The sequence below is a fragment of the Symmachiella dynata genome (assembly GCF_007747995.1).
Classification (GTDB): Bacteria; Planctomycetota; Planctomycetia; order Planctomycetales; family Planctomycetaceae; genus Symmachiella; species Symmachiella dynata.
This window is the reverse complement of the sequence record NZ_CP036276.1, coordinates 1,901,850-1,928,009: the sequence shown is the minus strand read 5'-3', so window position 1 is coordinate 1,928,009 and position 26,160 is coordinate 1,901,850. Positions and strand designations below refer to the sequence as shown.

Below are 26,160 nucleotides of genomic sequence, written 5' to 3'. Positions count from 1 at the left end.
ACGACAGACGCGACTCACAGTATTGCCGGGTGTACAATCGAGTAGGCTCAAAAAGATCGTAATGGCATGACAACGACTCGGGAAGACCAAGTTTCCCGTCCGACTGAGCTGTGGACCAATCCACCTTGTTCTCGCTGGTGGCTATTCGTTTGACAAACTGCGGTGCGGCAGCATTAATTTTCTATTTTCACTCCGCGATAGGTGAGGACATTCGCGCGGGCTGAGAATTTTGCCTCGAGTTGAGGGATGTCGGATTTGTGCCCAAGTACGATCACCACGTCGCCTTGCGTTAGCTTCGTATCCGTTTTGGCGTTGAATGTCATCGTCCCGTCCGCATGCCGAATCCCTACGATTAAAAAACCGTGATTCCCGCGAACCTCAATCGTGCTCAACGGTTTGTTTAACAGGATCGATCCGGGACCAATTTCCAACTCATCGAACTGCAATCCAATGTGGCCCAATTCCTCCTGCATGTCCCCCTGATGGGTCATTTGCTCCAACATATTCTCGGCTTTGGGTCGAATAATCAACTGTGCGACTTTGGTCGCACCGATGGCCGTCGGCAATACGACCCGATTCGCGCCACAGCCCAGCAGTTTTTTTTCGGTTCGAGGATTTTCGCCGCGTGCGATAATCATAACCGCTGGATTCATTTCCCGGGCAGTAATCGTGACGAACACGTTTGTGGTATCAGCCGAAAGGACCGTGGCTAGCACTGATGCTTGGCGGATGCCGGCCTGTTCAAGAATATATTCCTCGGTGGCATCGCCATTGATCACCCAATAACCCTGGGCCTCGGCCGCCTGGATCCGCCGCTCATCACTATCGATGACCACAAACGGTTTTTTTGCCGCAGCCAAATCGCGAGCCAATATCGTTCCCATGCGGCCCACACCGCAGATAATCGTATGGCCCTCCAAGCGTTCGATCTCTTTGGCCATTCTCCTGGCTCCCAATGCCTTATTCAGCTCGCCGTCGATCAACATCTGCATGAATCCACCGACGGTATAAATCACCGCGCCGTAACCAGCGATGATGACCAGAATTGTCAGCGCTCTGAGACCTGGCGAATCGATCGGGTGCACTTCGCCGTAACCGACGCCGAAGATGGTGATAATCACCATATAAATCGAATCATCCAATTCCCAGCCCGCTGCCACATAGCCGGTGACTGCGATCACGCAAATCGCCAAGAACAATGACATGCCCGTGACGATCTTGCGAAACGGTCCCGAGTCCGTCAAGGAAGGCGATAACGTTGCCCGAGGGGGCGCGGAGGCTTCGGATCCCACAATCGTTTCATCCCACTCTACAACCGAAAATGGTGTTTCAAGACCCGCTGTATTGCTCCAGACCCGAACACGACCGGCCACGGGTGTACACATTCCCGAAGCCGGTCGCGTTGTCTGTTCAGCAATTTGAAATCGCGAATATTACTTGATAAACAGCATTTCCTGGTAGGTGGGCAACGGCCACAAGTCATCGGCCACGACTGCTTCCAGTTTGTCAGCAATCGAGCGAACCTTGCCCATTGCCGGCAACACGACATGGCAATAATTGCTAGCTTCTGCCAGCAGATCATCCGTTTCCGGCTCTTCCAATGTCGCTTCCAGTTCAGCAATGCTGTCTTGCAACGCCTTCACTAGACTGGTCATCGTATCCAACGTATCGGTATCGAATTCGTAACCTAACATTTTCAAGTTCGCACACGTCGAAGCCAACTCGTTCTGATACCGAATCGCAGCCGGGAAGATCATGGTCCTGGCCATTTCGAGTGTCAGTTTGACTTCCACACTGATCGAGTTGCAATACTGCTCAAGATACGTGTCGAGACGACTGGACAATTCACGTTCAGAAAGTACCGCGTACTTACCGAACAATTCCTTGACCTCTTCCGATTGCAGAACAGGCAGAGCATCGGTCGTGGTCTTCAGATTGAGCAAGCCGCGTTTTTCAGCTTCCTCGTGCCAAGCGTCACTATAGCCATCACCATTGAACACAACCGCGCCGTGTTCGTTGATGATTTCAGTCAGCAGTTTTTGCAACTCACCGTGTAGTTTACTCGGATCACCACCGGTCGCTTCTTCCAATCGCGTCGCACAGTAGTCCAGTGAATCGGCCACGATCGTATTCATGGCCACCAACGGACCGGCGATCGACTGGTTCGATCCCACAGCACGGAATTCAAAACGATTTCCGGTAAAGGCAAACGGGCTGGTCCGGTTGCGGTCGCCGGCATCCTTGGGCAGCGGCGGCAACACATCGACACCAACGGTCAACGTTCCCTTGGGAATCGAAGAATTGGCACCTCCCCCTTTGATCTGTTCGAAGACGTCGGTGAGTTGATCTCCCAAGAAGATCGAAATGATCGCCGGCGGAGCTTCGTTGGCCCCCAAGCGATGATCGTTACTCGCCGAAGCCACAACAGCCCGCAGCAAGCCTTGGAATTTATGCACGCCCCGAATGACAGCAGCACAGAACAACAGGAACTGCGCGTTTTCATGCGGCGTGTCGCCCGGATCCATCAGATTGCCTTGCGTGGCGCTCCCCATGGACCAGTTGACGTGCTTACCAGAACCGTTGACGCCCGCGAACGGTTTTTCATGCATCAAGCAGGCCATGCCGTACTTCTCAGCCGTCCGTTTCAACGTGGTCATCAACAACTGTTGGTGGTCGGTCGCAATGTTGGCGAATTCAAACATCGGCGCAATTTCGAATTGGCCCGGAGCCACTTCATTGTGCCGCGTTTTGACCGGAATCCCCAGTTTGAACAGCTCTCGCTCACTTTCGAGCATGAACGCCAAGACGCGATCGGGAATCGCACCGAAGTAATGATCGTCGAATTCTTGACCTTTTGGCGGCGGAGCCCCCATCAACGTGCGACCGGCGTTCAACAAGTCCGGACGGGCAAAATAGAAGTTCCGGTCGACCAGGAAATACTCTTGTTCCGGACCAGCTGTGGAAGAAACCATGGCTCCGTCTGTGTGGCCGAAGAGTTTGAGAATCCGCTGGGCTTGTATGTTCAACGCTTGCATCGAACGCAGTACTGGCGTCTTTTTGTCCAGTGCTTCGCCCGTCCAGGAGACAAACGCCGTCGGAATACACAACGTCGTTCCGTTGGGGTTTTCCATAATATACGCGGGACTGGTGACGTCCCAAATCGTATAACCCCGGGCTTCGAACGTCACGCGAATCCCGCCGGTCGGGAAACTGGAACCATCCGGTTCGCCTTGAATCAACTGCTTGCCGGAGAATTCAGCCAACGCGCCCCCTTCGCCATCCGGCGAGAGAAAGCTATCGTGCTTCTCGGCAGTAAAGCCGGTCAACGGGTAGAAAACGTGGGCGTAGTGCGTAGCCCCTTTTTCAATCGCCCAGTCCTTCATCGCTGACGCAACCGCGTCGGCAGTAGAACAATCCAGCTTTTCACCAGCGTCGATCGTACGGCTTAATGTCGCGAAAACGGGCTTAGGCAGCCGCTGCTTCATCACCGCCTTGGAAAAGACATTGGCGTTAAAGAGCTCGCCGGTCGGCGTATCCTTAAAATTCATCGGCGACGGACTCGGCGAATAGCCGGTCACCGCCGCGATCGCCGCAGCCCGCGCTGTGCCAACCGTCGTCTTCGATCCGTTACTGGAGGTTGCGTATGTGCCGTCTTTATTAGTGTTCTGGTGTGTAACCGTACTCACTGTGTCAGTACCTTTCTCGCGGCGATCGTCGCGCCGACTCCCACATCTCCACCGGGTGTCAGTCTCCCTACCAAAACAAGCTGTTCTTCCTGAACAGCGATGATATCCATACTGGTCATTACCGACGCCTCGCCCAAAAATGCCGGGGCTTAAAACTGCCGGTGACCGACCAAGTGCTTTCTGATCCCGCAAGAAAATACTCAACAAACGTCGACTACCCATTAACTGTTGAACATGCCGTTATTGCTATCAACAACTGCATACTGAGCAATTTGATAGCAGAGCACGTGCCAAACATCGCTTCAACGTGTATGATTTCTCAAACCATGACCGATGGTACGGTCACCAGGGCAGGTCACGCTCGACGTTCTCACGACTCCGAAACCACATTTAGCCGGAATAACTGCAGAAATCAGACGATTGTGGCGGGGAATGAAGACTCCCGAACCTATCACCAGCAATCCCAGCAATTCGCACAATTCAAGCTGCGACAAATCGTCCCAACTCCAACTCATCAATCAAACGCCAAATAAGCTGGCACCGACTGCCTGCAAACAATGCACAACGACCAAGCTCCCGGCAACCACGATTCTGAAAACTCGATTGTGACCACAACCTGTGGAGTCCCTGAGGCGCGTGAACCGATCCCCCCTCCCCGGCCCGGTTGGGATTGCCATTTCAGCACCGGACGCTCATCGCGGCACTGGATTTGCGTCCTGACCTTTTGAATTGTTTTTACGACTTTGCGTCACTGTGCGGGAAGTTATCGGATACGTGAACGGACGGCAAAACCATTGAATAACCATACTTATGATGTTGTTGTAATCGGAACGGGACCAGGCGGTGAAGGGGCCGTGATGCAGGCGGCCAAGCTAGGCCGGTCCGTTGCTGTCGTCGAACGCATGGAGATGATCGGCGGAAACTGCACGCACAAAGGGACCATTCCCAGCAAAGCGCTCAGATTCGCTGTCTTCCAAGTGGCCAACTTGCTCACCAGTCGGCTCGTCGATTCCGAGGCGCTCGCCAAAGCGCGATCCTTTTCCAACCTCCGCCGCTCCGCCCGATCTGTCATCGAGCGGCAGGTCGATATGCGGCAAAGCTTTTATGATCGTAACAGCGTCCCGGTTTACGACGGGCACGCGAAGTTCCGCGATCCACATACCATCGATATTTACGACGAACTGGGAGGCAAACGGACATTAACCGCAAAAACGTTTGTGATCGCTACCGGCTCGCGCCCCTTTCGCCCCCCCGAAATCGACTTCGACCACCGGCTGGTCCACGATAGCGACACGATTTTGGATCTTCAGGAAACCCCCCGTTCGATCAGCGTGTTTGGCGCAGGCGTTATCGGTTGTGAATATGCCTCGATGTTTCGCAACATCGGCGTGAAGGTCAATCTCATCAACACCCGGGACAAACTGTTGGAGTTTCTCGACGATGAAATCATTGACGCGCTCAGCTACCACCTGCGGGACCGCGGCGTGATTCTCCGGCACCGCGAGTCCTACGAGCGCGTCGAACCTGTGGATAACGGCGTTATCCTGCATCTCAAGTCCGGAAAACAAATCAAAACCGACATCCTGTTATGGGCCGCGGGACGAAGCGGAAATACCAACGACCTGGGCTTAGAGTCCGTCGGCATTGAACCGGACTCGCGCGGGCTGCTCCATGTGGACGAGCATTTCCGCACGTCCGTTGAACACATCTATGCAGTGGGCGACGTGATCGGCCAACCTTCGCTGGCCAGCGCCGCCTATGTGCAAGGCCGCTACGCCGCCTTTCATCTGGTCCACGGCGAGTGCGAGCGGGCTTTGATCGAAGATATTCCCACAGGCATTTACACCAGCCCGGAAATCAGTTCGTTGGGCAAGACCGAACGCGAACTCACAGAGATGGGCGTCCCCTACGAAGTGGGGCAATCCACATTCAAGAGCCTAGCCCGCGCGCAGATCACTGGCCAAACCGTGGGCATGCTCAAGCTGCTGTTCCATCGTGAGACGCTGCAACTGCTCGGCATTCATTGCTTCGGAGCCAACGCGTCGGAAATTATTCACATTGGCCAAGCCATCATGTCCCAGCCGGGCGAACAAAACTCGCTTCGCTATTTCGTCAACTCGACGTTTAACTACCCCACCATGGCCGAAGCATACCGCGTCGCCGCCCTCAACGGACTCAATCGCTTGTTTTAGAAGGCATGAGGCGTGAGGGAACAGGCCTGAGGACAATGTAGGGTGCGTCGTGACGCACCTTTCTATGCAGGACGAACGATACCCCCAACCCAAACGGCTAGGCAGAAGCCAAACCGGTCACCGCTAAAACTCATTAACAATCTCGCCACCCTGCACCGTGAATAGCGCGCGGTACAGGTCGACATCAATCGACTCGCTGATAAACCGTCCGCTGCCATCGGCCAACGAGAAGTGGCTGCCGCCTACATGCGGGCTGGAAAACTGGAAACGTCGCTCGGCGCTGCTGGAGCAACTCGTTCCCGGCGGATTCATTCCCGGCTGGGCGCAATTGGGTGAGGCCTTCCACCAGCGGAGCACGCCCCGTGCGAAACCTTGACTGCCGCCTCCGCCTCCTCCCCCACCGCCGCCGCCGCCACCTCCGCCGGAATTGATCGCTCCTCGCGCCCAACCGCCGAATTCGAAATTGATTTCTCCAGCCGCCAAGGTATTGGTCGTGCCATCCGTCACATTCCGGAAACGTGTTGCGGAGAGCGGATACAAGATCCCGTCATCCGCGCCGGGAGTCGTGCCGGATGCAGCGGCATAGTGGCTGGGGCCGTACAGCAAATCGACGACATCGGTTTCGGGTTGTGAGGCACACAGGTAGGTCGGAATGACATGGATGACCGCAGCGGCATTGTTGGGGTCATCGAAACGCACATTGAAATCGTATTCGTTGTACACAGCGACTTGTTCGATGTAGGGCAAAATCAGCGTCTGCCAGGTTGTTAGCAAATGTCCATTCGACGTGCTGCCGCTAGTCCCCAACACGCCCATCGGAAACACGAGGTGCGTCGATTGATAATTGTGCAGTCCCAGCGCAATTTGCCGCATGTTGTTTTTGCAAGTCGTCCGCCGAGCCGCTTCACGGGCTTGTTGCACGGCTGGCAACAGCAACGCAATCAAAATCGCGATGATCGCAATCACGACCAACAATTCGATTAACGTAAAACCTTTGCCAGCCGCTGGCTGCGGTGAACGTGTGGAACCTGGAGCACTGAACTTCATCGAAATTGAACCTTTAAGGTAATTTGACTGCTTGATACAGCTGCGGCGACTGTGTGGCGGTTGCTTCAACAAAAAGCACCGCCGCCCCGTGCCGCACGTTCGGACGGAGATGTTTTCCTACGTCGACAGTCCCATCCGTGATTTTTTGGTCCGTCCCGTATCCCTGAACGCACACATCCCGACTGCGGAGCGCGTCGACGGGTTGTGCTCCGGAAAGATCATCGGGCCACTCACCCAACTGGATGATGCGACCGCTGTTTTGTGCCCATGCCAGCCCCACCGCAGCCAATGCTCCAATCACTCCATCTTCGGTGCCGCCCAAAGCTTCTAGGTGCACGCCGACAGCGGCGGCAACTGCGAACGCGGTTTCGCGCTCAACAAACTCGCTTTGGCAGCGGCGGCCCCATTCGACGACCTCCGGAGGGCACTCCCCGGTTAGCAGACATAATCCCGGGTCACTCCCTTCGATAAACCAGTCCCGCATCACCCGCCGGCAACATTGCAGCACCGAATCGACGGCCAACGGCGTTTCGCCGACAAGATCCGGCGAGCGCAACGAATCTTGCCGACGCTGAAGCGTGATCGACGCCGAACCGTTTTTTGAGGTGTACGGTACACGGGGATCGTCTAGAAGTTGATGGCGGACGATTCGCAGACAACTCCAATCCGCTGAAAGTTCGCGGACAATTTGCCGCGCCAGTTGATTGGTCCCCCGCGAGCCGATGATATCCGTATCATCAATGCCGACAATAATCACGGTGTCGACTCCTGCTTCTGTGGCGGATTCGCACCAAACCAAACCGAGGCGCTCAACAATCCGGCTACGATACCGCAGATCGTATAAGTGATTGCCGCTTGCGACAGCCAGACCGACAGCGGACGCCCGCCCGCGTGTTCCAGCCCCACCCCCTTTAACGTCCCGCGGACCAACAGCGCAGCTAAATTGGTGAACAGTCCGCCGAGCACGAATCCGATATAAACCGCGCGGCTGGAACGTGCATGCCGCAACATCCAATCCAGCGTGGGACCGATGACCGTCAGACTCGTCAACGCCCCAAATCCCAAACCCGAACCGCCAAAACCAAGCATCCGTAAAGCGATCGCCGTCGCCAGCGCCGAGACACCGATGATCGATCCGGCCCCTTGTCGCGGAACCAATGCCAACCCCGCCGCCACCGGAAAGACGACCTTCAAAATCGCATGCCCGGGGATGCGCAGATGCAGGTCAATCAGCGTCGACATGGCGGCGGTGAGAACGCCAAATCCAATCAGGATCAGCCACTCCGTGGTCGATGGCACATCGCTTGCGCGGGCCAGTCGATGTAACCTGGTTTTGCCCAACAGCCCAGGATGCGGTTTTAGTGCCGGCGTCATGCGTTACTCTCATTTACGTACAAAGATTCGACCAAATGGCAAGCCCGTGCCAATTGGTCGAATCGTAACGCAAACCGCCGCGACACGCAAGAAAGAGGAGCAGACCGCGCGTCTCACCCTTCACTCCTCACGCCATTCACAATCTCCTGAATATCCGCCGTAAACTGCTCTTCGACAATTTCAAACACCTGTTGTCGCATCTCTCGATAGCGAGCCGTCAATTGTCGCGCGGGTTCAGTCAGCGTGCTCCGCCGCAGATCGCCGCCCCCCACCTGCGTTTCCACCAGCACGATCCCCAGCCGGGCTTCGACCTCTTTAATGCGCGACCACACGTGCCGATAGCTTTTGTCGACAGCAGCAGCGGCATTCTTGATCGAACCGGTCTCTTCTACCGCCTCCAAGATGCGGCAAATCCCCAACCCAAAGATGTAAGTGCCATCGACCTCCAACCAGACCTTCGCCCGCGGCGTGACCGCCACCTGCGCCTGTTTTTGACGTGCCATTTGAATAGGTCCTGTTATTTCAGAGAAGTCCGCTTAAAGAGAAGTGGCGTAGCGAAATTCGGTCTAAGAGCTGATTGGACTTCGTCTGGAAAAAGGCGTGAGGCTTGAGGGGACAGGCTTGAGGGAAAATCTTTGTGGTTCGCTATATCCGCACGCTGTTTTTTCAACAGCCCAATCGCGCTTCCTGGCGTTCAAAGGCTCCAAACATGCACCGTTCGATCGAAACCGGCGGAGGCCAACTGTTTGCCGTCGGGGGCAAAGGCCACATCGTAGACGCTGTTGCGATGCCCCTGGAGATTCCTCACTTCGCGCGCCGTGGCCACGTCGTGAATCCGCACCGTCGTGTCCGCCCCGCCGGAGGCGAGTTGAGTTCCATCGGGAGAAAAGGTTAGCGACTTCACCGTCCGCTGATGCCCGCCGCGAATCTTTGTGAAGTCCCCTGTCTTGGTATTCCAAATTCGAATCACACCATCGTCATCACCAGCGGCGACGGTCGTTCCGTCCGGCGAGAATGCGAGGCTTTGAATGGCTGCGGTGTGCGGACCGAGCTCTTTAAGCGGCTCTCGCTTCTCTGCATCCCAAAGTCGCACAAGCACATCGTGTCCACCCGAGGTGATCACTTTTCCGTCGGGCGACATCGCAATGGCGGTAATCAGATCCGTATGCCCCTTGAGTTCCCCCAATGGCTGTCCACCAGCAATATCCCAAACAACCACGCTCTTGTCGTGCGAGCCGGAAGCTGCCAGACGGCAATCGGCCGACGCGTCCATGCAGGTCAGATAGGTCTGGTGCACTCCCGTCAGCGTCGATTTCAGTTTGCCTGATTCCAGATCCCACAGCCGCAACGTCTTGTCCAAACTCGCCGACAGCAGCGTGACGCCGTCGGGTAAAAAGACAACTTCACACACCGCCTCGCGATGTCCACGCAACTGCATCCGCTGTTTTCCCGACGGCAAATCCCACACTGAGATCGTCTTATCTAGACAACCACTGGCCAACAGCTGCGCATCACGAGCAAACGCGACCGAATAGGCGGCGTTCCTGTGACCAAGGCTGAGGATAGGTGTCGTCATGGTGGCTTAAACCAGTTCCGGTAACGGTTGATATTTGCCGTAGTCGATTAAAAACTGCGGGCGACCCGTCAAATCGTTGATCGTTAGATTGCCCACGTCCAACCCGAGATTGTGATACAGCGTGCCAAAGATCTCTTGAAAATGCACCGGGCGTTGTATCGGGTGTTCCGCTCGCGCATTCGTCGCACCGATGACTTGCCCTGTGCGCATACCGCCGCCGGCCAACAGCGCACATCCCACGCTGGGCCAATGGTCCCGCCCGCCTCGCTTGTTGATCAACGGCGTGCGACCAAATTCACCCCAGACCACGACCGAGACGTCATCCTCCATGCCGCGGTCGCGCAGATCATCCAACAGTGCCGTCAACGCTTGGTCCAACGCCGGCAGATGATCGCGAGCGTTGTCAAAATTCGTACCGTGCGGCTGGCCGTGCCAATCCCAGCGTCCGAACGACAGCGTCACGACCCGCGCCCCCGCTTCGATAAGCCGCCGGGCGACGATAAAGTCTTCATTCCGCATCCAACCTGCATCGCCATAACCGGCCGGTTCCTTGGACCCGCGTCCATAGCGCTCGCGCACCGCCGGATCTTCCTGTTCGACATCCAAAGCGGTCGCCAAACGGCCCGAGGTCAAGATATCAAACGCCTGCCGGTAGTACGTATTCATGCCGTCGACGGCGTCGTTGGTATCCAACGTGCGTCGCAAGTGGTCCATGCGATCCAACAGCGCACGGCGATCGTTCAGCTTCGACATATCCATCCCCTCCAACACCAGATCCTGTGTTCCGGTGGCGTTGGGTGCATACGGCGCATGTTTCATGCCCGCAAACCCCGGCTGTCCGGGATCGCTCCACGGCTGAATGCCGATGCGGGGTTGCAAACTAATACTGGCGGGAATCTCGCGATTCAGCGGACCTTGCAACTTAGAAATCACCGACCCAAAACAAGGCCACCCGCCGGGCGGCTGATTCAGCACCGGGTGCCCATGCAAACATTGAAACGCCGCATGCCGCCCCTCGGAACCGACCAGTGTGCGAATCACCGCCAACCGGTCCATCCGCTGCGACATCAATGGCAAATGCTCGCAAACGTCGAGGCCCGGCACATTGGAATGAATGGGAGAAAATTCGCCGCGATACTCCGCCGGCGCCTCCGGCTTCAGATCGACCATATCTTGATGCGGCGGCCCGCCGGTGAGAAACACCATGATCACCGACTTGTGCGACTTGCCGCCGGGAACCTGCTCCTCAGCTTGCAACAATTGTGGCAGACTCAAGCCTCCTAGCGCCAATCCGCCGACCTGGAGGAACGACCGCCGGGAAACCCCGTCGCAAAGCCGAAATCCGCTTCCCGGTATCCTCAACATCCAGTCGTCTCCCTATTGCTCCCGGAGATGTGCGTCGTCCCCTTTCATTAGAGTACCGCCACCGCACGTGTGGAACAATAGCGCAGCATCTCCGCAGTACCGCGGGTGCCACTGCTGACTTGCCCAGCAGTGCTTTGCAGGTCGCACGGTTCGCACGGGCGGACGGCAGCCTATCCCTCCTCAACGGAGACTTCATCCGGCGGCGCGATGGGTGTCGAGGCGTCGATACCGAGTCCACAGATTCCGGAAAACACGAACGCTGTCAGACAACAGACAAACATCGCATTCCATTGGTTCGGCCCCGGTGTTTCGCCCAGAAAATAATTATAGATCGGCGGCGAAAATGAGGCTCCCAAGTTGCCCCACATATTGCCCCAGCCCAGGATCGAGCCGACGTACCGCCCGCCGACATCTTGATTAAATGCCCAAGCGGCAGGGACACCCATGTCGGTCGAAAACGCCACCAGCGAAAAGGCTGCAACATACATCCAGGGAGAATTCATCGCCGACTCCGCCCCAAACGTCGAAAACCACAAGCACAATCCGTAACCCCCAGCCGCTGCGAATCGTGTGACCGACATCGGCAACCGCCGCCCCCACCGTACCCCCAAACGCCGTGTCAAATTGTCGGTCAACCACCCTCCGCAATACATCCCGGCGATTCCCACCATCAGCGGCGTCATCGCCATCAGCCCGCGCTGCAAGATCGGTACGTTGTGTTGCGAAATCAAATACCGCGGGAACCATGTCACCAAAAACACCCAACCGATATTGGTCCCCAACTGTGCCAAGCAGGACAGCCACATGCTACGGCTTTTTAATAACCGGCCAATCGGAATCATCCCCGCCTTGCCGTGCGGGCTGGGCGCATTGGCGGGACGTTCGGCAGCGATCAACTTGCACTCCGCCGCATTGCACCAGGGATGCACCTCCGGCCGATTGCGATACACGATCCACACGGCAGCTGCCACGATGATGCCCGCGAAGCCGTACACATACATCACCGGCCGCCATCCACGCACATAGAGTTTGCTGACCTCGTTGGGAAATCCCGCTTCGAGCAGCAACCGGTTGAACCGCCGTAGTTGCATACCGCTCAGCGGTCGTTGGTCGTCCCCCCGACTCAATGTGCTCAGCGTTTCCCGCGCCAAGTTCGCCGATTTGAATGCCTCTTCATTGTAAAGCTGCGGCGATGCCAATAGTTCATTCATTGCCGCCACCAACTTCACCGTATCTTGCGGCGCGAGTTGTGGTTTTTCGAAATCCGCTGCCCCGCGGCGAACCACGTGCTGCGATTCTTCGTTCAGCAGCGACCACACATGCCGCCCCACTGCATCAGCATTCACACCAGACAAACCATCGGCGGCGGTTTCATCACCGGGGAAGATCTTGGCACACAGTCGCGGCCCATTTTTAATATCGTCCGCTTGAAACTCAACAGGCGTATCGCTGGGAACAAACTGCACGATCAAAAACGCGGTCAGCAGCGGCGCAATTGCACCTCCAAAGCGTCCGCCGAGTGAAATCCAGGCACTGGCCGCCCCCCGTTTGCGAAACGGTACCCATTTGCTCAACACGCTGGCACACGTGGGATAGGCTCCTGCCTGCCCTAATCCACACGCCAACCGCGTCAGCAACAGCAGCGCAAAACTATGCACCGCTCCGATCATGGCGGTGAAGACCGACCAGACGAGGATGTATATCGCCAGCATAATCCGCGCGCCGTAACGGTCGCTGAGCCACCCCGCCGGCACCTGCGCCAATGCATATGAGAAAAAGAAGGCGCTCAGAAAATACCCCACCTGCTCCTGCGTGAGGTGCAAATCCTCCTTGATATAATCCGCCGCAAAGCTGACGCAAAACCGATCGAGATACAACAACACCGACGTTGCCGCTGCGATGATCACGACGAGCAACCGCACATTCGTCGGCCGCTGTGCCGCAGGAGACCGATCCTCACCACTCTGAACCGCTTGAGGCATCCGCAGGTCCTAACGTTGTTTTAGAGGGCGTTTACGGGGCCGTATCCCCGTCGAGTTGTGGGAAGGGAAACGCTGCCGAGACAGTCCGCTGTGACTGCATGAGCTGCTCGATTTTTTTCACCACCTCCGGATGCTCAGCGGCCACGTCATTCGATTCACCGGGATCGTTTTGAAGATCATAGAGTTCGATCGCCAGATTTCCCTGAAACATATTCTGCCGCACCCCCTTCCACCGGCCCCAGCGAACTGCCTGTTGTCCACGGTAGGCGGCGAATTCCCAATACAGATGGTCATGCACGGGTTGATCACCACCAGCCAACAAAGTGGGCGCCAAACTGATGCCGTCGATATCAGTCGGCGTTTTTTCGCCGGCTCCGACAACGTCCATCAATGTCGGCAACATATCCCACAGCGCGCAGAGATGATCGCTCACGGTTCCCGCAGCAATATGTCCCGGCCAGCGGGCGACGAGCGGTACGCGGATTCCCCCTTCATAGACACTGCCCTTCAATCCGCGGAACTGTCCGGCGGAATGGAAGAAGTCGGAATCTGAACCACCGAGCCGATTGTAAGTCGGCCCATTGTCCGACGTGAAAATTACCAGCGTGTTGTCGTCGAGCTTCAACTCTTTGAGCAATTCCATGATTTGCCCCATGCCCCGATCCATGTGTGTCACCATCGCGGCATACCCCGCTCGCGGCGCGGGGTGCTTAAGATACCCCTTGTGGATGTAGTCCTCTTCGCGAATCTCGTCGGTATATTCCGCCAGAGATTCTTCGGGGACTTGAATCGACAAATGTGGAACAGCGAATGGCAGGTATAAGAAAAACGGCTGTTCGCGATGCGCGCGAATGAATTGCAGCCCTTCGTCAATAAACAGATCCTGCGAATACTGCTTGCCGGTCAGGCTACGGGTGTTGCCTTCCAGTTCCACCCGCTGATCGTTGCGCCGCAGATACACCGGATAATGATTGTGTGCATGGGTTTGGCAATTGAAACCAAAGAACAAATCAAAGCCTTGCCGGTTGGGATCGCCGGGCGTATCGACCATACCCAGCCCCCATTTGCCAATCGCCGCCGTGGCGTAGCCTTGCGCTTTGAGCAACTCAGCCACCGTCAATTCGGCGGCGTCCATCGGCCATTGCCCTTCCGGCTTGGTCGCCCTGTTGTTGCGAATAAACGAGTGCCCCGTGTGCTTGCCCGTCATCAACACACACCGTGACGGCGCGCAGACCGGGCTGCCGGAGTAACACTGCGTGAATCGCATTCCTTCGGCCGCCAACCGGTCGATGTTCGGCGTGCGGATGATTTTTTGGCCGTAACACCCCAGTTCGCCATAGCCGAGATCGTCAGCCATGATCAATACAATATTCGGCGGCGCCTCCGCAGCCGACAGTGTGCTTGCGAAACCAACGGTCAAACATCCCACGAAAAACAAGATTCGCAACATCGTGTGTCATCCTCAGAAACATCGGGCCAACGGCGCGAACGCCTCACGGTCATGCTTCTGATTCTACGCACGATGTCGCCGCGGCACAAACGCCTCACCCTTCCCCGCTGCATTAAGCCGCTACGGCGACCATTGATTGCGGGTCAAACGAGGCAGCGGTTTGCTTCAAACCGGTCGGTTCCGAGGGAATGAGAAAGGCCGAAACGTTGAGCACGATCATCAGCGACGCGAACGACACCAGCCCCAAAAACAGTGCGATGCCCACGTGCATGCTAATCACCGCCAAAACGATCGGTAGCCGCGTGCGACGACTACAGACAGCAGCAATGTAGACCACCTCTAAAATCACCGTCGCCCAACCCAAGAAAATTGGCAACCACGGATAATTGGCCAACCACAACATGTCGTATTGCGCGAGTTCCGGCATCGTCACCGCTCGCCAGATTGCTTCGCCGTTCCACCATTGCGCGCCCATCCCTTTTCCAATCCCCGACGCCAGATACATCAGTGCCATATGCAACTGCAGGAACCGCAGGCCAATCCGCGCCGCTGACGAGTTCACCGCTCCGCCGCGCTGCAGGATCGCATCGATCGAATAGACCGCTCCCAACGGCATCCACAGGGCATAAAACAACGACACGCGGGCAAACGAATCGACGCCATAAACGGTTGCCGGACTGCTATTCGACAGAATCAATTGCAATGCAAACGTCGCAATGCACGCGGCGCGGGTTTTGAAACCCACCAGCAAAAACACCAAGGACGTGACATACAGCGAAAACATCACATACACCCCGGTCGACTCGCTCAAGCCCAGTGCGGCAAACAGCCCGTCAAACCAACTCAGATGCGGATAGGCCCAGGCCATCGCAGAGCGGTCTGTCCCGTCGTAGGTGACGTCCCATTGAATCAACCCCTCGCGCCCAAACAGATCGGTGACATTTGCCGCCAAGGAAAAGGCCTGCGCCAACAACACCGTTGCCAATCCGATGCGAAACACGGCCAACGGTTTTGCCGAGGCGGGTGCCGTGAAGAATTCAGTCATCGCAGCTGCGACCCGCCGGCCGCCACGTTTTATGGTTTCACGCTCAATCATTTCAGCATCCCCTGATTATCTAAAACAGCGACGGTTTGCCCCGCTTCGTCCGCTTGAAAGGTCAATGAATAAAGGTCGATCCACTCCGGCTGTTGCCCGCTGCGAAATTCAGCCATCGTAGGAAAATCGATCGCCGGCACCCCATTGGACGTGCCGGGAAGTTTGATTCCATAGGCTTGCACCTGAACTTTAATTGTCTGCGCCGTTGGATGTCGCTGGAACATCTTGGCCGCCATCGAACGCATGAAGTGGAAAGCCGTTTCATCATCGACCTCGCGTAGTACATTTGCCGTGCTCCCCAAACGCAAGTTGGCTTCCGCGGATTCCCCGAAACCCAGGTCCCCTTCCCATTGCCGCCCCTCAGCGTCGGTCATCAAGAACACCGCTCGTTCCTGATGCCGCACGCCCGGCGCAAAGAATCCGTAACCTTTGTCTGCCCCGGAAACCCCCGTATACACGCGGAGCGCCTTGCCGGGAATCGTCGTCGTCGGCAACACGCCGATATGAGCCATCCCCAGCGCGACCAACGCCATGTGGCCGATGGCGAAGAACATGAAGACACGGATACGCGTGGACATCGCTTTGCCCTTTTGAGTTGATGAGTGACTGTTAAGAACGCTGCTAAACCTAGCAGCAAGCTTCGGCCTGGAGTCGCAATCGAGGCTTCAGCATCGCAGCGTGGCGATACCAAAACCCCGTGCGCTCCCCTGCCGGAAATTGGTCGGCTACTTGGTGTGACTAGTCACAGTAAGCACTACCGTATCCACCGTAGTAGGACCCACCGTAACCACCACGGAATCCGCCGCGGTATCCACCGCGAAATCCACCGCCGTAACCCCCTCGAAATCCGCCACGGTACCCACCACGGAACCCGCCGCGATATCCGCCCCGATAGGCATGACCGTAGCCCCCACGAAACCCGCCGCGATAACCGCCACGGTATCCACCGCGAAATCCACCCCGGTGACCGTGTGAGCTGGCGAGACGAATCTCATTTTGTTCCGCCGAAACCTGATCGGTGACAAACAGCCCCGCACCCACGACCAATGCCAAAACTGCGGCTTTTGCTAAAACTTTCATAACTACCCCTTTCGATTGGATGTTCCGAAACCCGGCAACAGCCGCGGTTCGTTTTGATTGCCTTGTTGCTCTCAATTCGTTTTGAGACTTCAATGACATAAAGCATTTGGCATGCCAATCGACGCCCCACAGACACGCATACACCATATATCCATACTGGTAAGCGACTTACGAAACACAAGCAAGTTAACAGCAGAGAGCAGCACCTCAAAGAATAGAGTCAATGTGAACACACAACTAGAATCACATTGAATCCACACCAGCTACCCTCCACGCGGAAACCAGTGGTTTGTACACCCCATGACGGAGGCCCACAGACCTCAAGGGGAAGAGTGCGCCGCTCCGCCAAGCCAGGCGGGGCGCAAAAAAAGCCGCAAACCACTCACAACAGAGTGACCTGCGGCTTTTTACAAGGCGGAGAGAACAGGATTCGAACCTGCGGAACCCATTGCTGGGTTCACCGGTTTAGCAAACCGGCGCTTTCGACCACTCAGCCATCTCTCCCGATGGAGTCACAACGCGCTGAGTCGCAACTCACAGTGATGATAAGCAAATACGGGCCAAAAGCAAGTTTGACTGGCAGTTTTCTTCGCCGGAGAATCGACAGAACGCAATCGCCGCACCGACATTTTCGCACCGCCGATTTGCGCTGCCAGCATGTTCTGCCGTCACCCCTTAAAACTCACCGAGGATTTCGCCACCGGCACGGGTCGATAAGTCGCGCCATGTGAACAGGCTGATGTTTTCGCTGACCGAGCGCGCCGAGCCATCCATCAACAAGGTCAAGACCATCCCGGTGTGATAACTACGAGCGGTGACCGCTGCACGGACGGGCTCACCCACGCAGGGGGTCTTCCCTTCGCGACACGATGTGAAGTCGCCACTCTCAGCTGAATCGGTCCCGTCGGTGATCGGCGTGATCGCATTGGGCGTGAAGACCGTGGTGAACCCGGTCTGATGCACGCGGCCATCGACCCACTCCGTATGCCCGGTGTCGGCCTTGAAATCACCTGCAGTGAGAACTGACAAGTCCGTCGGAGCGGCTGCCGGCCCATCCAAACCATCACGAATATAAGGCGTAAACGCCTTCACTTCCGCAAAACAGAGCGTGTTGCTCGTGCCGTCCGTGAAATCTCTGATCTTGGTGTTGCTATTCGGCCCAAACGAACCATCACTCAGCTGCCCCCCCAGAATATACGTATCCGAGCCGACCACCACTGTGTCGCTGCTGTGCGTAAAAACGGTATAGGTCCCGCCGTTGTACCCGTACGACGTGGGATAATAATCGCTGCCGCGAGGCTTGTCGTTGATATCACTGGGACACAGATACGTAGCGACCCGTACGTTGGCAGGAGCAGTCCCCGCAGTATAGGACTGCTCCAAATCGGCAGTCTGGTAGAGATTCACGCCGTCGATGTACGGCAGAATGCGGGCATGCAACGACCACTGCCCCCCCGGACCGTTGCCGAGGGAGAATGCCGGCGGAAACGCCCGGTTGACGTCGAGATAGTTGTGCAAAGCCAAGCCGATTTGCTTGAGATTATTGCGACATTGTGTCCGCCGCGCGGCTTCGCGTGCCTGCTGCACTGCGGGGAGCAACAGCGAAATCAGTATGGCGATGATGGCGATCACAACCAGTAACTCAATGAGAGTAAACCCGTTGCGACGATTTGGCGAAACACGTTTTGGAAGCATATCCGAAATCCTAATCGAGTTAACAACAACGACAATTGCTTGACACCCAGCCAACAACGGCACCAAAAAACAGGGCCAGGGCAGATACTGAGACTCAGTCTCAACTTGATTCCAAGTATGGCCGAGTCCAAAAAGGCTGTCAATCCTCGTTGCGAACTTTGTGATCGATTTTCGGCAATTTCCCGTCACACTGGTCATTTTGCCACCCGGTTAGCTGTTTGTCACGATTTGCTAATTGGGTGGGGTGCCACTGGCTTTGCCAGTGTTTCGCAGATACCGCACACCTTTGAATTCGCACTGGCACACTCGTGCGTAATGTTGAGCATGCTCTGGCACTGCTATGGCATCGCAATTGGAGCGACGGGGTATGCAACAGCCGGTTGCCCTGTAGCTTCTGTGCTACGAACATCTCAAATGCCTTGCATCCTCCGCAAATTTTCGTACGGAGAGGCTTATGGATGTTCAGGTGTGCTGAGGCTATTTCGAAAATCGGCGGCGGACGATTCGGCCGAATGTTTTATACGTCGGAAATCATTTGGTCACTCTGCTCGACAAGCAATACCGTGCTTGAGAAGCAACGCCGTGCACGACGGCAAGCCGTCGGTTTGGGACTTATGTTCCGACTGCCAGCAGATGACTACCGGGACAAGCGAACCTGCAGAGACTGTAGCATCTCTTGCTCAAGCTCTGGGTCGCGGCCCAGGGGAATCCATCGACCACGTGCGATGTCGGTCGAATCGATTTCCAACTCCCGTTGTAGCGGGATGTACTGGCGGAAGGTGGCTCCGCCGGGCGACATTTGCGATTGGCTGGCCACGTCTTCCCGTTCGCGGTACACCTGCACGCTGATCAGATACCCATCTCCGGTCGGCGTCACATGTACAAACGCCTTCCGCCGAATGGACTGCAGGGTACTCTCCAATCGGTTTTCGAATCCGACGCTATCGTGCTGCCACGGCTCCAACAGGCCGGCGCCGACCTTGTACTGTGTCTCGATCACATTATCGAAATGGTTTTCACGCTCGATGTAGAAATAGTCGTGCACCACATCGACCGTTTTTTCCCACACCATCTCGTCGTTTTGTCCGCGCACAAACACCTGCCCGCCGGCCGGGACGGGCGACATCGTCGCGCAGCCGGTCAGGGACGCTTGTAGCATCAATGCCAGGAACAAAAATTTTCGACAGGACATGTGGGGCAACCCAACACAAAGATCACGCAGCGCTCAGAGGCGCTCGGTTTTCGGGGCGGTAGTGTCGCGATTGCCCCCCATTGCGACAAGATCATTTTCCCAGAAAATGTGTTTTAAGATCGCTCTCAAAACAGGTATCGCATTTAGCGGGCTGTCGAGTCGACAGGGGAGCACTTTTGAAACAACCGCCGCAGGCCATTTCGGACGGACGGTTAGATGTATGAGAACAGATTCAATTGCAATGTTGAGGCCGAAATTTGATAGGAGGCCTGCATGTAGGTCTGCAATTGAGCGATGTTCGTAATGACTTCGGCGATGTCGACTTCGTATTCTTGCGACAATGTTTCGCGAATTTGTACTTCCTGGTCGGCGAGACGATTGCCGACCTCATCCAGCACTTTCAATCGCGATCCCACATCACCGCGGGCCAAATTCACTCGCCGCAGTTCCTCATCCAGCATTTCGTTGAGTCGCTGCAACTCCTTATCGTCACCATTGAGTAATGCCGTTTCCAATTTGGAGAGGATCGTCAAACTTCCCTGTACTTCCCGCTGATTCGTGTCGCTGCCCACGAGCGGAGTGCCGGGACCGGTCGCTTCCGTCCCGACGACGCCGAGCGCTTCGGCCAAGGGTGTATTCTCGATGGTCAGCGGATCGCCGCCGACAGAGGTATCATCGATCGAGATCCCATTGCCGACGGTGTTGAGCGTTGCGGTCAGATTCGGCTCCGCATTGATCGCATCCAACACGTCCTGCACAGTCCTTGCACCAGCCAGATCGATACTGGAGGTCGTGCCGTCGCGTCGTTGGATCTCTAAGGGGATACCGTCATCGACCGGCACACCTTGCCCAAAGTTGAAATCAGCTAATAACGTGCTCGACAGCGTCGTACGAATGCCCAGGTTGGTGGCGTTTTGGCCGCCGTTCTCACCAATCGAAAAGCCGGCACCACTCAGTCGGCTGGAAATCGCCAAGCCGGTCCCTGACTCATTGATGCCCACATCGAGATCCAAATCGGCCAATTCCAGCGTATTCAACAAGTCCTCGACGGTCACCGCTGCCGAAATATCGACGACTTGAGTTTTGTAGCCATTGGTGATTGACAAACCATTGCCAGCGGTGGCGCCAATGCCGGTCCCTCCATTGAGGTCGGCCAGATTCGTTCCCAACGTAATCGCCGGATCGAGATCGCCGCCGGTGACTGATGCTGCAGGGCCACTCACAATTCCTAAATGCGCGGCCGTTGTCCCTCCGCCCACTTCAGTCACTTCAATGTTGCCCGCCGAAGGCGTCAATTCCAATCCATCTTGCGCGGCATTGATTGCGACTGTCAGCGTTGTGGGTTGTCCGGCGAAAGCATTTTCGAGAATCGCCTGTACATCTTTAATGGTCTTAGCCGAGCTCAAATCGACAGTGACCGTCTCGGGGGTGTTGTCGAGGGTGATCGTCAGATCCCCCAAGTTGGCGCCCTGCCCGCCCTGCAGGTTGCTGATCCGCGTATCGAGCGTGAGCACCGGATCGATATCCGTGCCGACTGGTTCGGTCAGAGCTCCCAGTGCGGAATGCCCATCCAGGTTATTGGTGATCAACAAGTTGTTGTCGGCATAGGAATTGATATTGAACTGGTCGCCGTTGTAACGCACGAAGGTGTCTTGCGAAGTAAACGGCGGCGATTCCGTTTGGGTCCCTCCAAACAGGAACCGCCCGCGGAATTGTGTGTTGGCTGCGTTGAGCACTTGTGTTTTCAAGCTGGACGCTTCCAACGCCATGGCATCCCGTTCGGCCTGCGTACTGGAATCACCGATGCCAGCCACGATTAACGCTTTGGCCTGATTGAGCGCGTCGGACACAGTGGCCAATCCCTGATCACTGGCTGCCAACAACGACGAAGAGGTCTGCACGTTGGTTTGGTTTTGCGCCTGCAACTCCAAGGTCTTTTGCAGCGTGATTGTCCGTATGGCTGCAGCGGGACTTTCGCTGGCAAATTGAAACTGCACTCCGCTGGAGATCTGCTCTTGCAGTTGCGCCAGCATGCGCGTTTGTTCTTGAATATTGGAGTTGAGCCGGGAGGCAACCATTCCGTTGGGAATTCTGCCAGATAGTATTGGACCAAGGCTCATCGTCGTTACCGTATGGGTAAGCAGATTCCGTCTGCGTTTCCGTGCATCGTCGATGCGCACAATCGAAAACGCCGTGTCATCGGTATCGTCGCATTGCAGCGGAAGCTGGGGAAAAACCGGCAGGACCGGCAGATCTTGACAACACCACCCGGTTTAACGCGTCTCAAATAGGAAAAGGGCGGATACCAGACTTCACCCCCAGGTCGAACGGGAACGTGCAAGCGAACAGCCCGATGAAAACAAGACCTCACTGGTGAGTGGGGTGCCTCTGCTGGCTGGCTGGTCCAGCAGTGTCTTGTGGATCTCGTGATTCCGCTCTGGCGGACAAGCCGCCAGTGGCCCCCTTTTCCGGCCCGTGTCTCATAACGGCCCATATCTCATAACGAAACCAGCGTGGATAACAATTCATCGATGACGCCGATGAACCGCGCTGCCATTTGGTAAGACCGTTGCAACTCCATGACCTTGATCGCCTCTTCGTCGAGACTGACGCCGGAAAACTGCTGCTTTTGCGTCAGCAAGGAATTTCGAAAGGACTCAAAGCCTTGGCGGACCGCCGTTTCAGAAGCGGAGTTTTGGGCCAATTCCGAAATCATCCCATCGTAATAGTCGTTGAGATTCACGCCCCCCAACCCCTCGACCGGATTCTCAATGAACTTCGCTAACTTCAGTGCATTGCTTCCATCGCCCGAACCGCCTCCTTGGGTCACCGCGAACTTGGACGTGTCATTTAGGACCGTTTGGTTGACACCGATGTCGGACGAGCCGGATCCGGTGAAAAAAGTATTGATGCCCAATGCAGCCAGCGTACCCGAATCGTCGTTGGCGAAATAAATCTCGTAGTTCTCTCCTGCCGAAAGTTCCAAGCGCCGGTCCGGCGTGAGTGTCGCAGTCACATTCGAAATGGCATCCAAATCAGCGCGCAGGCTGTCTAACGAGGTATTCGGCCCGGGGTTGATACCGTCGAGGTCGATCTGAATGGTTGTTGTTTCACGGGCACCGGTGAGCTTGTTTTCAATGATCACCTCGAAACTGCCATGTTCGGGTGCAAAGGTCAAACCAGCATCATCCAAACTGGCAGCAGTGTCCTCCACACTATAGGTCCCGGTGACCGTATCGAATCCTTCGGTCCCCTGCCCCGAAGCGTGGATCTTGTTGAATTCGAAGATAATATTTTGCGTATACGTATCGAGCTCGTCGATAAAGCCGCCCAGGATTTGATCCCGGCCGTCGATCACGCCATTCAATTCGCCCGAGGTTCCGGGAAGATTGGAAATGGACCCCTCGACCTTGACGTTCAGCACTTGGGCCTCGCGGTCGACGCTCACTTCGGTCTCTAGATGCTGCACTTCTCCCTGCAAAACCAAATGGTCGGGGCCAACGAAAATATCGAAGTAACCCGTTTCGCGTTCCACTGCACGAATCGGGACAATTTCGGCCAGACGGTTCATTGCGTTGTACCGCTCGGTCCGCAATCCCCCCGCATCGCTGTGAAGCAATCCGCCTGCTTCGGTCTCGGTGATTTTCCTGTTCAGCTCCCCAATGCGATCAATCAGCACGTTGGCTTCGTTCACCAAGTCGGTCACTTTGACGCCCAGGCTCGAGCGTTGGTCGTTAATCCGCGCCCGCATTTCGGAGATTTCCCGCGCGAATTCTACCCCCTGCTGAACCGCGAGCTGGGCCACGGCGCTGACCTCGGGTTGATTAGCAAAGTCCTGAATTTTTCCCAAAAATTCATTCAGGCCCGTGGAGAGATCGCCGTCGCTGAGTTCATTAACGGTCGCTTCCAATTGCTTGTAGATGTCTTCCCGTTGTTGCGAGCCATAAAAATCAGAAGAAGACGCGTGAATGCGGGTTTCCAAATACTTGTCGATCTCCTGCCGGATGCCGTCAACCAGCACACCGCCGCCGACGACCAGGGCTCCTTGTTTGGTCCCTTGGCTCGGATTGAGATACAACCGCTCACGGATATAACCGGGCGTATTGGCGTTGGAGATATTGTTGCCGGCGACTTCGATGCCGGTGGTGAACACCTCCAGCGAACGGCCTGCAATTGCTAATGCTGAATTCAGTCCCATGGAAGGGATTCCATTATCGTTGGTAAAGTGAAACCGCCACCCGGCACAGCCGAGACCCGACGATTCGCCACAGATTCATCCAGATTTATATCGAAGCATCGAGTAATGCGCCGCCTGTGTGGGACTGATCATCCCCTTCGTGGTACGTGGGTGAAGGTTGTCCGCAATGAGCGATCAAGTCGATCAGTTCTGTGTAATGATTGAATGAGCGATGCGAAATGATCCAATGCACCCAACTTTCGTGCCGTAACTGCGCTGCTGTGTGTTGCGCCTGTTCGATCCGTGCGATCAACTCGTCGCGCGTCTCCAGCCCGATGGCTTTGACCAAGTGCAGCAACGACTGCGATGGTAAATTTCGCTCTTGCGCGAACTCTAAAATCCGATTCCGTTCGCGCAGCAGTTTTTGCAACCGGGTAATCAACACACTTTCATCGGCCGAGATACGGGCGAGATCGTGGCCCTGGATCTGCGTCATGGCCGTCCGTTTTTCGGCCATCAAGGCAGACAGCTCGCCCTGGACGACTTCCAACTGTGTCATAAACAGCGTGGTCGCTTCGAGTAATCGGTTGTTCATAGGTTGGCTCCGCTAGTGCTGGTGGTTTGAGCAGCCGCCGCTAACATCGACTCGCGGTTCCGGATAGCGGAGTATTGATCGAACAACGGTCCGGCAAAGGGACTGCCATGTTCCTCGGCCATCGACGAAGCAATCCGCTGGTCGAACTCGCCTTGAAAAATCTTCTCCGCTCGCCCGCCGTTGAAGTATTTGGTTTCGCGTTCGGTGCTTCTGAGCGATTTGATCATCGTTTGATAAAAGGTCCCCGCAGCGAATTTTTGAAACGCCTGCTTCTCTTCCAATGCTTTCTCGTCCGGCACCGCCTGCTGTGTTTGCTGCAGTTGCGTCGAGGCGGCAATGTTGTTGGAGATGCCGGAAGAAATAGGCGAAATCATGAGTGAATTCTTTCGGGAACGACGTACTTGTTTTTTGTTTTGTAAATGGCCGGGAAGTCCCGCGAGGCTTATTCGACAACAATCACTCGAGCGTGCAGACGGCCCGATTTTTCCAAGCTGAGTATGACGTCGATGATGTCCGCTGCGGGGAGTTTGAGTTGTTCCATGGCCCCGAGCAGTTGTGCTAGTTTTTTGTCTTGCGAAGCGATGGCGACGCCGTTTTGCCCCGGTTGATCATCGACCAGCGCCACAAAGGCATCGATGCGGGCCACGTCGTCCTCGGTGACTTCGATTTTCAGTCCTTTGTGGGTCACAATCACGGGGCTCAATTCCACCTCGCCGGAGATGACCACCGTGTTGGTCGATTTGTTGACGATCACGCGGGCTTCGGTCGTCGCTGACTCGATCCGCACATCCAACACGATGGCGATAAAGGCTTCCGGGTCGTCGCGATACGAGGGTGGAATCGCAACGGCGATCGTGCCTGCGTCACGGACACGCGCCAAACGTTGTTGCAATTCGAAATCAGCAATATCCCGACGGCCGAAACTTGCCGCTTCTTGTTTGGTATCTTCATTCACCGAATCGGCCACCACGCTGGCTAACTGAAAACCGGCCCGTGAAGGATCTAACAGCAGGTAAAACCCCGGTCGCCGCTGTCCACCGTCGCCGATGTCATAAATGACGTCCGCTGTAAAGTTCTGTTTGATTTCCACGCCAAACGAGATGCTGCCTTTGGTTTTGGATTCTTCGCCATGGATGCGAACGGCCCCTGCGGCGACCGCCATGGTGTATTCGTTGCGGACATCGCTCAACGGGGTCATCACCAGTTGGCCTCCCCGCAAGCTTTTAGCGGATCCGACCGCCGTCACCATGCAATCGATTTTTTGTCCCCGTTTGACGCCCCGCGCGGGAACAGTCGCTGAGACAATCACCAAGGCCACGTTTTTGCTACCCAGCAAGCCTTTGATGTCGATTGCATTTTTCCGCGGATCCCGATCATTGAGGCTGCCCAGCATCGTGCGGAGGGCTTTGTACGTGGGACCGAACTTGCTGTCTCCCGTGCCTTCCAAACCGGTGACCATCCCCAGCCCGGTCAGTTGTGTCTCCTCTTGACCCAAAATCGTGCAAATGTCACGCACACGTACGGCTCCGCTGACGCTCGACAACGGGGCCGAGACGATCAACGCCGTCAGGCTGAGCAGTCCGGCAAATCGTAAGAGCGTGTTCATGTTCGAAATTCCGAGTTTGCGATGCGATAACGTCTGAAACATTTTGA

21 protein-coding genes and 1 tRNA gene are annotated in these 26,160 nt (G+C 56.1%); 1 reads left to right on the top strand and 21 read right to left on the bottom strand.

The features are described from left to right. Nucleotides 1-173 precede the first annotated feature (173 nt). Nucleotides 174-1,205 carry a potassium channel family protein gene (locus tag Mal52_RS07410; protein WP_145380568.1) on the bottom strand — a complete coding sequence of 344 codons (1,032 nt, stop codon included), beginning with the start codon at nucleotides 1,203-1,205 and terminating at the stop codon, nucleotides 174-176. A 228-nt stretch (nucleotides 1,206-1,433) separates the two neighbouring features. Beyond that, nucleotides 1,434-3,548 (bottom strand): glutamine synthetase III family protein, encoded by a 2,115-nt coding sequence (locus tag Mal52_RS07405; protein WP_145380567.1) that lies wholly within the window; start codon nucleotides 3,546-3,548, stop codon nucleotides 1,434-1,436. A gap of 995 nt (nucleotides 3,549-4,543) precedes the next feature. Here Mal52_RS07405 and sthA point away from each other — a divergent pair. Next, a complete protein-coding gene (gene sthA / locus Mal52_RS07400) occupies nucleotides 4,544-5,878 on the top strand; it encodes a Si-specific NAD(P)(+) transhydrogenase (RefSeq protein ID WP_420824946.1) in 1,335 nt (444 codons plus the stop codon). 123 nt (nucleotides 5,879-6,001) lie between these two features. Here the strand turns inward: sthA and Mal52_RS07395 are convergent, their stop codons facing one another. The 19 genes from Mal52_RS07395 to Mal52_RS07305 all read right to left on the bottom strand — a co-directional run bounded on the left by Mal52_RS07395 (nucleotide 6,002) and on the right by Mal52_RS07305 (nucleotide 26,113). Further along, nucleotides 6,002-6,925 carry a DUF1559 domain-containing protein gene (locus Mal52_RS07395; protein ID WP_145375132.1) on the bottom strand — a complete coding sequence of 308 codons (924 nt, stop codon included), beginning with the start codon at nucleotides 6,923-6,925 and terminating at the stop codon, nucleotides 6,002-6,004. A 13-nt stretch (nucleotides 6,926-6,938) separates the two neighbouring features. After that, on the bottom strand, nucleotides 6,939-7,682 hold the full coding sequence (locus Mal52_RS07390; RefSeq protein ID WP_145375130.1) for a hypothetical protein: 744 nt from the start codon (nucleotides 7,680-7,682) through the stop codon (nucleotides 6,939-6,941). After that, on the bottom strand, nucleotides 7,679-8,299 hold the full coding sequence (locus tag Mal52_RS07385) for a hypothetical protein (RefSeq protein ID WP_145375129.1): 621 nt from the start codon (nucleotides 8,297-8,299) through the stop codon (nucleotides 7,679-7,681). The genes Mal52_RS07390 and Mal52_RS07385 overlap by 4 nt, the downstream gene beginning before the upstream one ends. A gap of 113 nt (nucleotides 8,300-8,412) precedes the next feature. Continuing rightward, a complete protein-coding gene (locus tag Mal52_RS07380) occupies nucleotides 8,413-8,802 on the bottom strand; it encodes a winged helix-turn-helix domain-containing protein (RefSeq protein ID WP_145375127.1) in 390 nt (129 codons plus the stop codon). 191 nt (nucleotides 8,803-8,993) lie between these two features. Beyond that, nucleotides 8,994-9,875 (bottom strand): WD40 repeat domain-containing protein, encoded by an 882-nt coding sequence (locus Mal52_RS07375; protein WP_145375125.1) that lies wholly within the window; start codon nucleotides 9,873-9,875, stop codon nucleotides 8,994-8,996. 6 nt (nucleotides 9,876-9,881) lie between these two features. Then, nucleotides 9,882-11,240, bottom strand: coding sequence for a DUF1501 domain-containing protein (locus Mal52_RS07370; protein ID WP_145375123.1), 1,359 nt, complete (start codon nucleotides 11,238-11,240; stop codon nucleotides 9,882-9,884). A 170-nt stretch (nucleotides 11,241-11,410) separates the two neighbouring features. After that, nucleotides 11,411-13,222: an MFS transporter gene (locus tag Mal52_RS07365; RefSeq protein WP_145375121.1), complete on the bottom strand. Its 1,812-nt coding sequence runs from the start codon at nucleotides 13,220-13,222 to the stop codon at nucleotides 11,411-11,413. 31 nt (nucleotides 13,223-13,253) lie between these two features. Continuing rightward, complete coding sequence (locus tag Mal52_RS07360; RefSeq protein WP_145375119.1) at nucleotides 13,254-14,672, bottom strand: arylsulfatase; 1,419 nt, start codon at nucleotides 14,670-14,672, stop codon at nucleotides 13,254-13,256. A 112-nt stretch (nucleotides 14,673-14,784) separates the two neighbouring features. Further along, entirely contained in the window at nucleotides 14,785-15,768 is a 984-nt protein-coding gene (locus Mal52_RS07355) for an HTTM domain-containing protein (protein WP_145375117.1), read from the bottom strand. Then, nucleotides 15,765-16,346, bottom strand: coding sequence for a hypothetical protein (locus tag Mal52_RS07350; RefSeq protein WP_145375115.1), 582 nt, complete (start codon nucleotides 16,344-16,346; stop codon nucleotides 15,765-15,767). Before Mal52_RS07350 ends, Mal52_RS07355 begins: the two co-directional genes overlap by 4 nt. A gap of 160 nt (nucleotides 16,347-16,506) precedes the next feature. After that, nucleotides 16,507-16,848, bottom strand: a complete 342-nt coding sequence (locus tag Mal52_RS29655; RefSeq protein WP_197534728.1) for a hypothetical protein — start codon at nucleotides 16,846-16,848, stop codon at nucleotides 16,507-16,509. A 415-nt stretch (nucleotides 16,849-17,263) separates the two neighbouring features. Beyond that, a tRNA-Ser gene (locus Mal52_RS07340) sits at nucleotides 17,264-17,352 on the bottom strand. 171 nt (nucleotides 17,353-17,523) lie between these two features. Next, nucleotides 17,524-18,543, bottom strand: coding sequence for a DUF1559 domain-containing protein (locus tag Mal52_RS07335; protein WP_145375113.1), 1,020 nt, complete (start codon nucleotides 18,541-18,543; stop codon nucleotides 17,524-17,526). Between the two features lie 637 nt (nucleotides 18,544-19,180). Then, nucleotides 19,181-19,735, bottom strand: a complete 555-nt coding sequence (locus tag Mal52_RS07330; protein WP_231962548.1) for a hypothetical protein — start codon at nucleotides 19,733-19,735, stop codon at nucleotides 19,181-19,183. 212 nt (nucleotides 19,736-19,947) lie between these two features. After that, nucleotides 19,948-21,813 (bottom strand): flagellin N-terminal helical domain-containing protein, encoded by a 1,866-nt coding sequence (locus Mal52_RS07325; protein WP_197534727.1) that lies wholly within the window; start codon nucleotides 21,811-21,813, stop codon nucleotides 19,948-19,950. A gap of 419 nt (nucleotides 21,814-22,232) precedes the next feature. Next, entirely contained in the window at nucleotides 22,233-23,933 is a 1,701-nt protein-coding gene (flgK, locus tag Mal52_RS07320; RefSeq protein WP_231962545.1) for a flagellar hook-associated protein FlgK, read from the bottom strand. A gap of 85 nt (nucleotides 23,934-24,018) precedes the next feature. Beyond that, nucleotides 24,019-24,507 carry a flagellar export chaperone FlgN gene (locus Mal52_RS07315; RefSeq protein WP_145375110.1) on the bottom strand — a complete coding sequence of 163 codons (489 nt, stop codon included), beginning with the start codon at nucleotides 24,505-24,507 and terminating at the stop codon, nucleotides 24,019-24,021. Then, a complete protein-coding gene (locus tag Mal52_RS07310; protein WP_145375108.1) occupies nucleotides 24,504-24,881 on the bottom strand; it encodes a rod-binding protein in 378 nt (125 codons plus the stop codon). Before Mal52_RS07310 ends, Mal52_RS07315 begins: the two co-directional genes overlap by 4 nt. Before the next feature lie 68 nt (nucleotides 24,882-24,949). Further along, on the bottom strand, nucleotides 24,950-26,113 hold the full coding sequence (locus Mal52_RS07305; RefSeq protein WP_197533763.1) for a flagellar basal body P-ring protein FlgI: 1,164 nt from the start codon (nucleotides 26,111-26,113) through the stop codon (nucleotides 24,950-24,952). Nucleotides 26,114-26,160: the final 47 nt, after the last annotated feature.

Coding starts and splice junctions, on each gene's coding strand:
- Mal52_RS07360 (WP_145375119.1), bottom strand. CDS start 14,672: ATGTTGCGAATCTTGTTTTTCGTGGGATGTTTGACCGTTGGTTTCGCA.
- Mal52_RS07310 (WP_145375108.1), bottom strand. CDS start 24,881: ATGATTTCGCCTATTTCTTCCGGCATCTCCAACAACATTGCCGCCTCG.
- Mal52_RS07355 (WP_145375117.1), bottom strand. CDS start 15,768: ATGATTGAGCGTGAAACCATAAAACGTGGCGGCCGGCGGGTCGCAGCT.
- Mal52_RS29655 (WP_197534728.1), bottom strand. CDS start 16,848: ATGAAAGTTTTAGCAAAAGCCGCAGTTTTGGCATTGGTCGTGGGTGCG.
- Mal52_RS07370 (WP_145375123.1), bottom strand. CDS start 11,240: ATGTTGAGGATACCGGGAAGCGGATTTCGGCTTTGCGACGGGGTTTCC.
- Mal52_RS07325 (WP_197534727.1), bottom strand. CDS start 21,813: ATGGTTGCCTCCCGGCTCAACTCCAATATTCAAGAACAAACGCGCATG.
- Mal52_RS07305 (WP_197533763.1), bottom strand. CDS start 26,113: ATGAACACGCTCTTACGATTTGCCGGACTGCTCAGCCTGACGGCGTTG.
- Mal52_RS07375 (WP_145375125.1), bottom strand. CDS start 9,875: ATGACGACACCTATCCTCAGCCTTGGTCACAGGAACGCCGCCTATTCG.
- flgK (WP_231962545.1), bottom strand. CDS start 23,933: ATGGGACTGAATTCAGCATTAGCAATTGCAGGCCGTTCGCTGGAGGTG.
- Mal52_RS07410 (WP_145380568.1), bottom strand. CDS start 1,205: ATGTCATTGTTCTTGGCGATTTGCGTGATCGCAGTCACCGGCTATGTG.
- Mal52_RS07365 (WP_145375121.1), bottom strand. CDS start 13,222: ATGCCTCAAGCGGTTCAGAGTGGTGAGGATCGGTCTCCTGCGGCACAG.
- Mal52_RS07395 (WP_145375132.1), bottom strand. CDS start 6,925: ATGAAGTTCAGTGCTCCAGGTTCCACACGTTCACCGCAGCCAGCGGCT.
- Mal52_RS07335 (WP_145375113.1), bottom strand. CDS start 18,543: ATGCTTCCAAAACGTGTTTCGCCAAATCGTCGCAACGGGTTTACTCTC.
- Mal52_RS07315 (WP_145375110.1), bottom strand. CDS start 24,507: ATGAACAACCGATTACTCGAAGCGACCACGCTGTTTATGACACAGTTG.
- Mal52_RS07330 (WP_231962548.1), bottom strand. CDS start 19,735: ATGTCCTGTCGAAAATTTTTGTTCCTGGCATTGATGCTACAAGCGTCC.
- Mal52_RS07385 (WP_145375129.1), bottom strand. CDS start 8,299: ATGACGCCGGCACTAAAACCGCATCCTGGGCTGTTGGGCAAAACCAGG.
- sthA (WP_420824946.1), top strand. CDS start 4,544: ATGCAGGCGGCCAAGCTAGGCCGGTCCGTTGCTGTCGTCGAACGCATG.
- Mal52_RS07350 (WP_145375115.1), bottom strand. CDS start 16,346: ATGTCCACGCGTATCCGTGTCTTCATGTTCTTCGCCATCGGCCACATG.
- Mal52_RS07380 (WP_145375127.1), bottom strand. CDS start 8,802: ATGGCACGTCAAAAACAGGCGCAGGTGGCGGTCACGCCGCGGGCGAAG.
- Mal52_RS07405 (WP_145380567.1), bottom strand. CDS start 3,548: ATGAATTTTAAGGATACGCCGACCGGCGAGCTCTTTAACGCCAATGTC.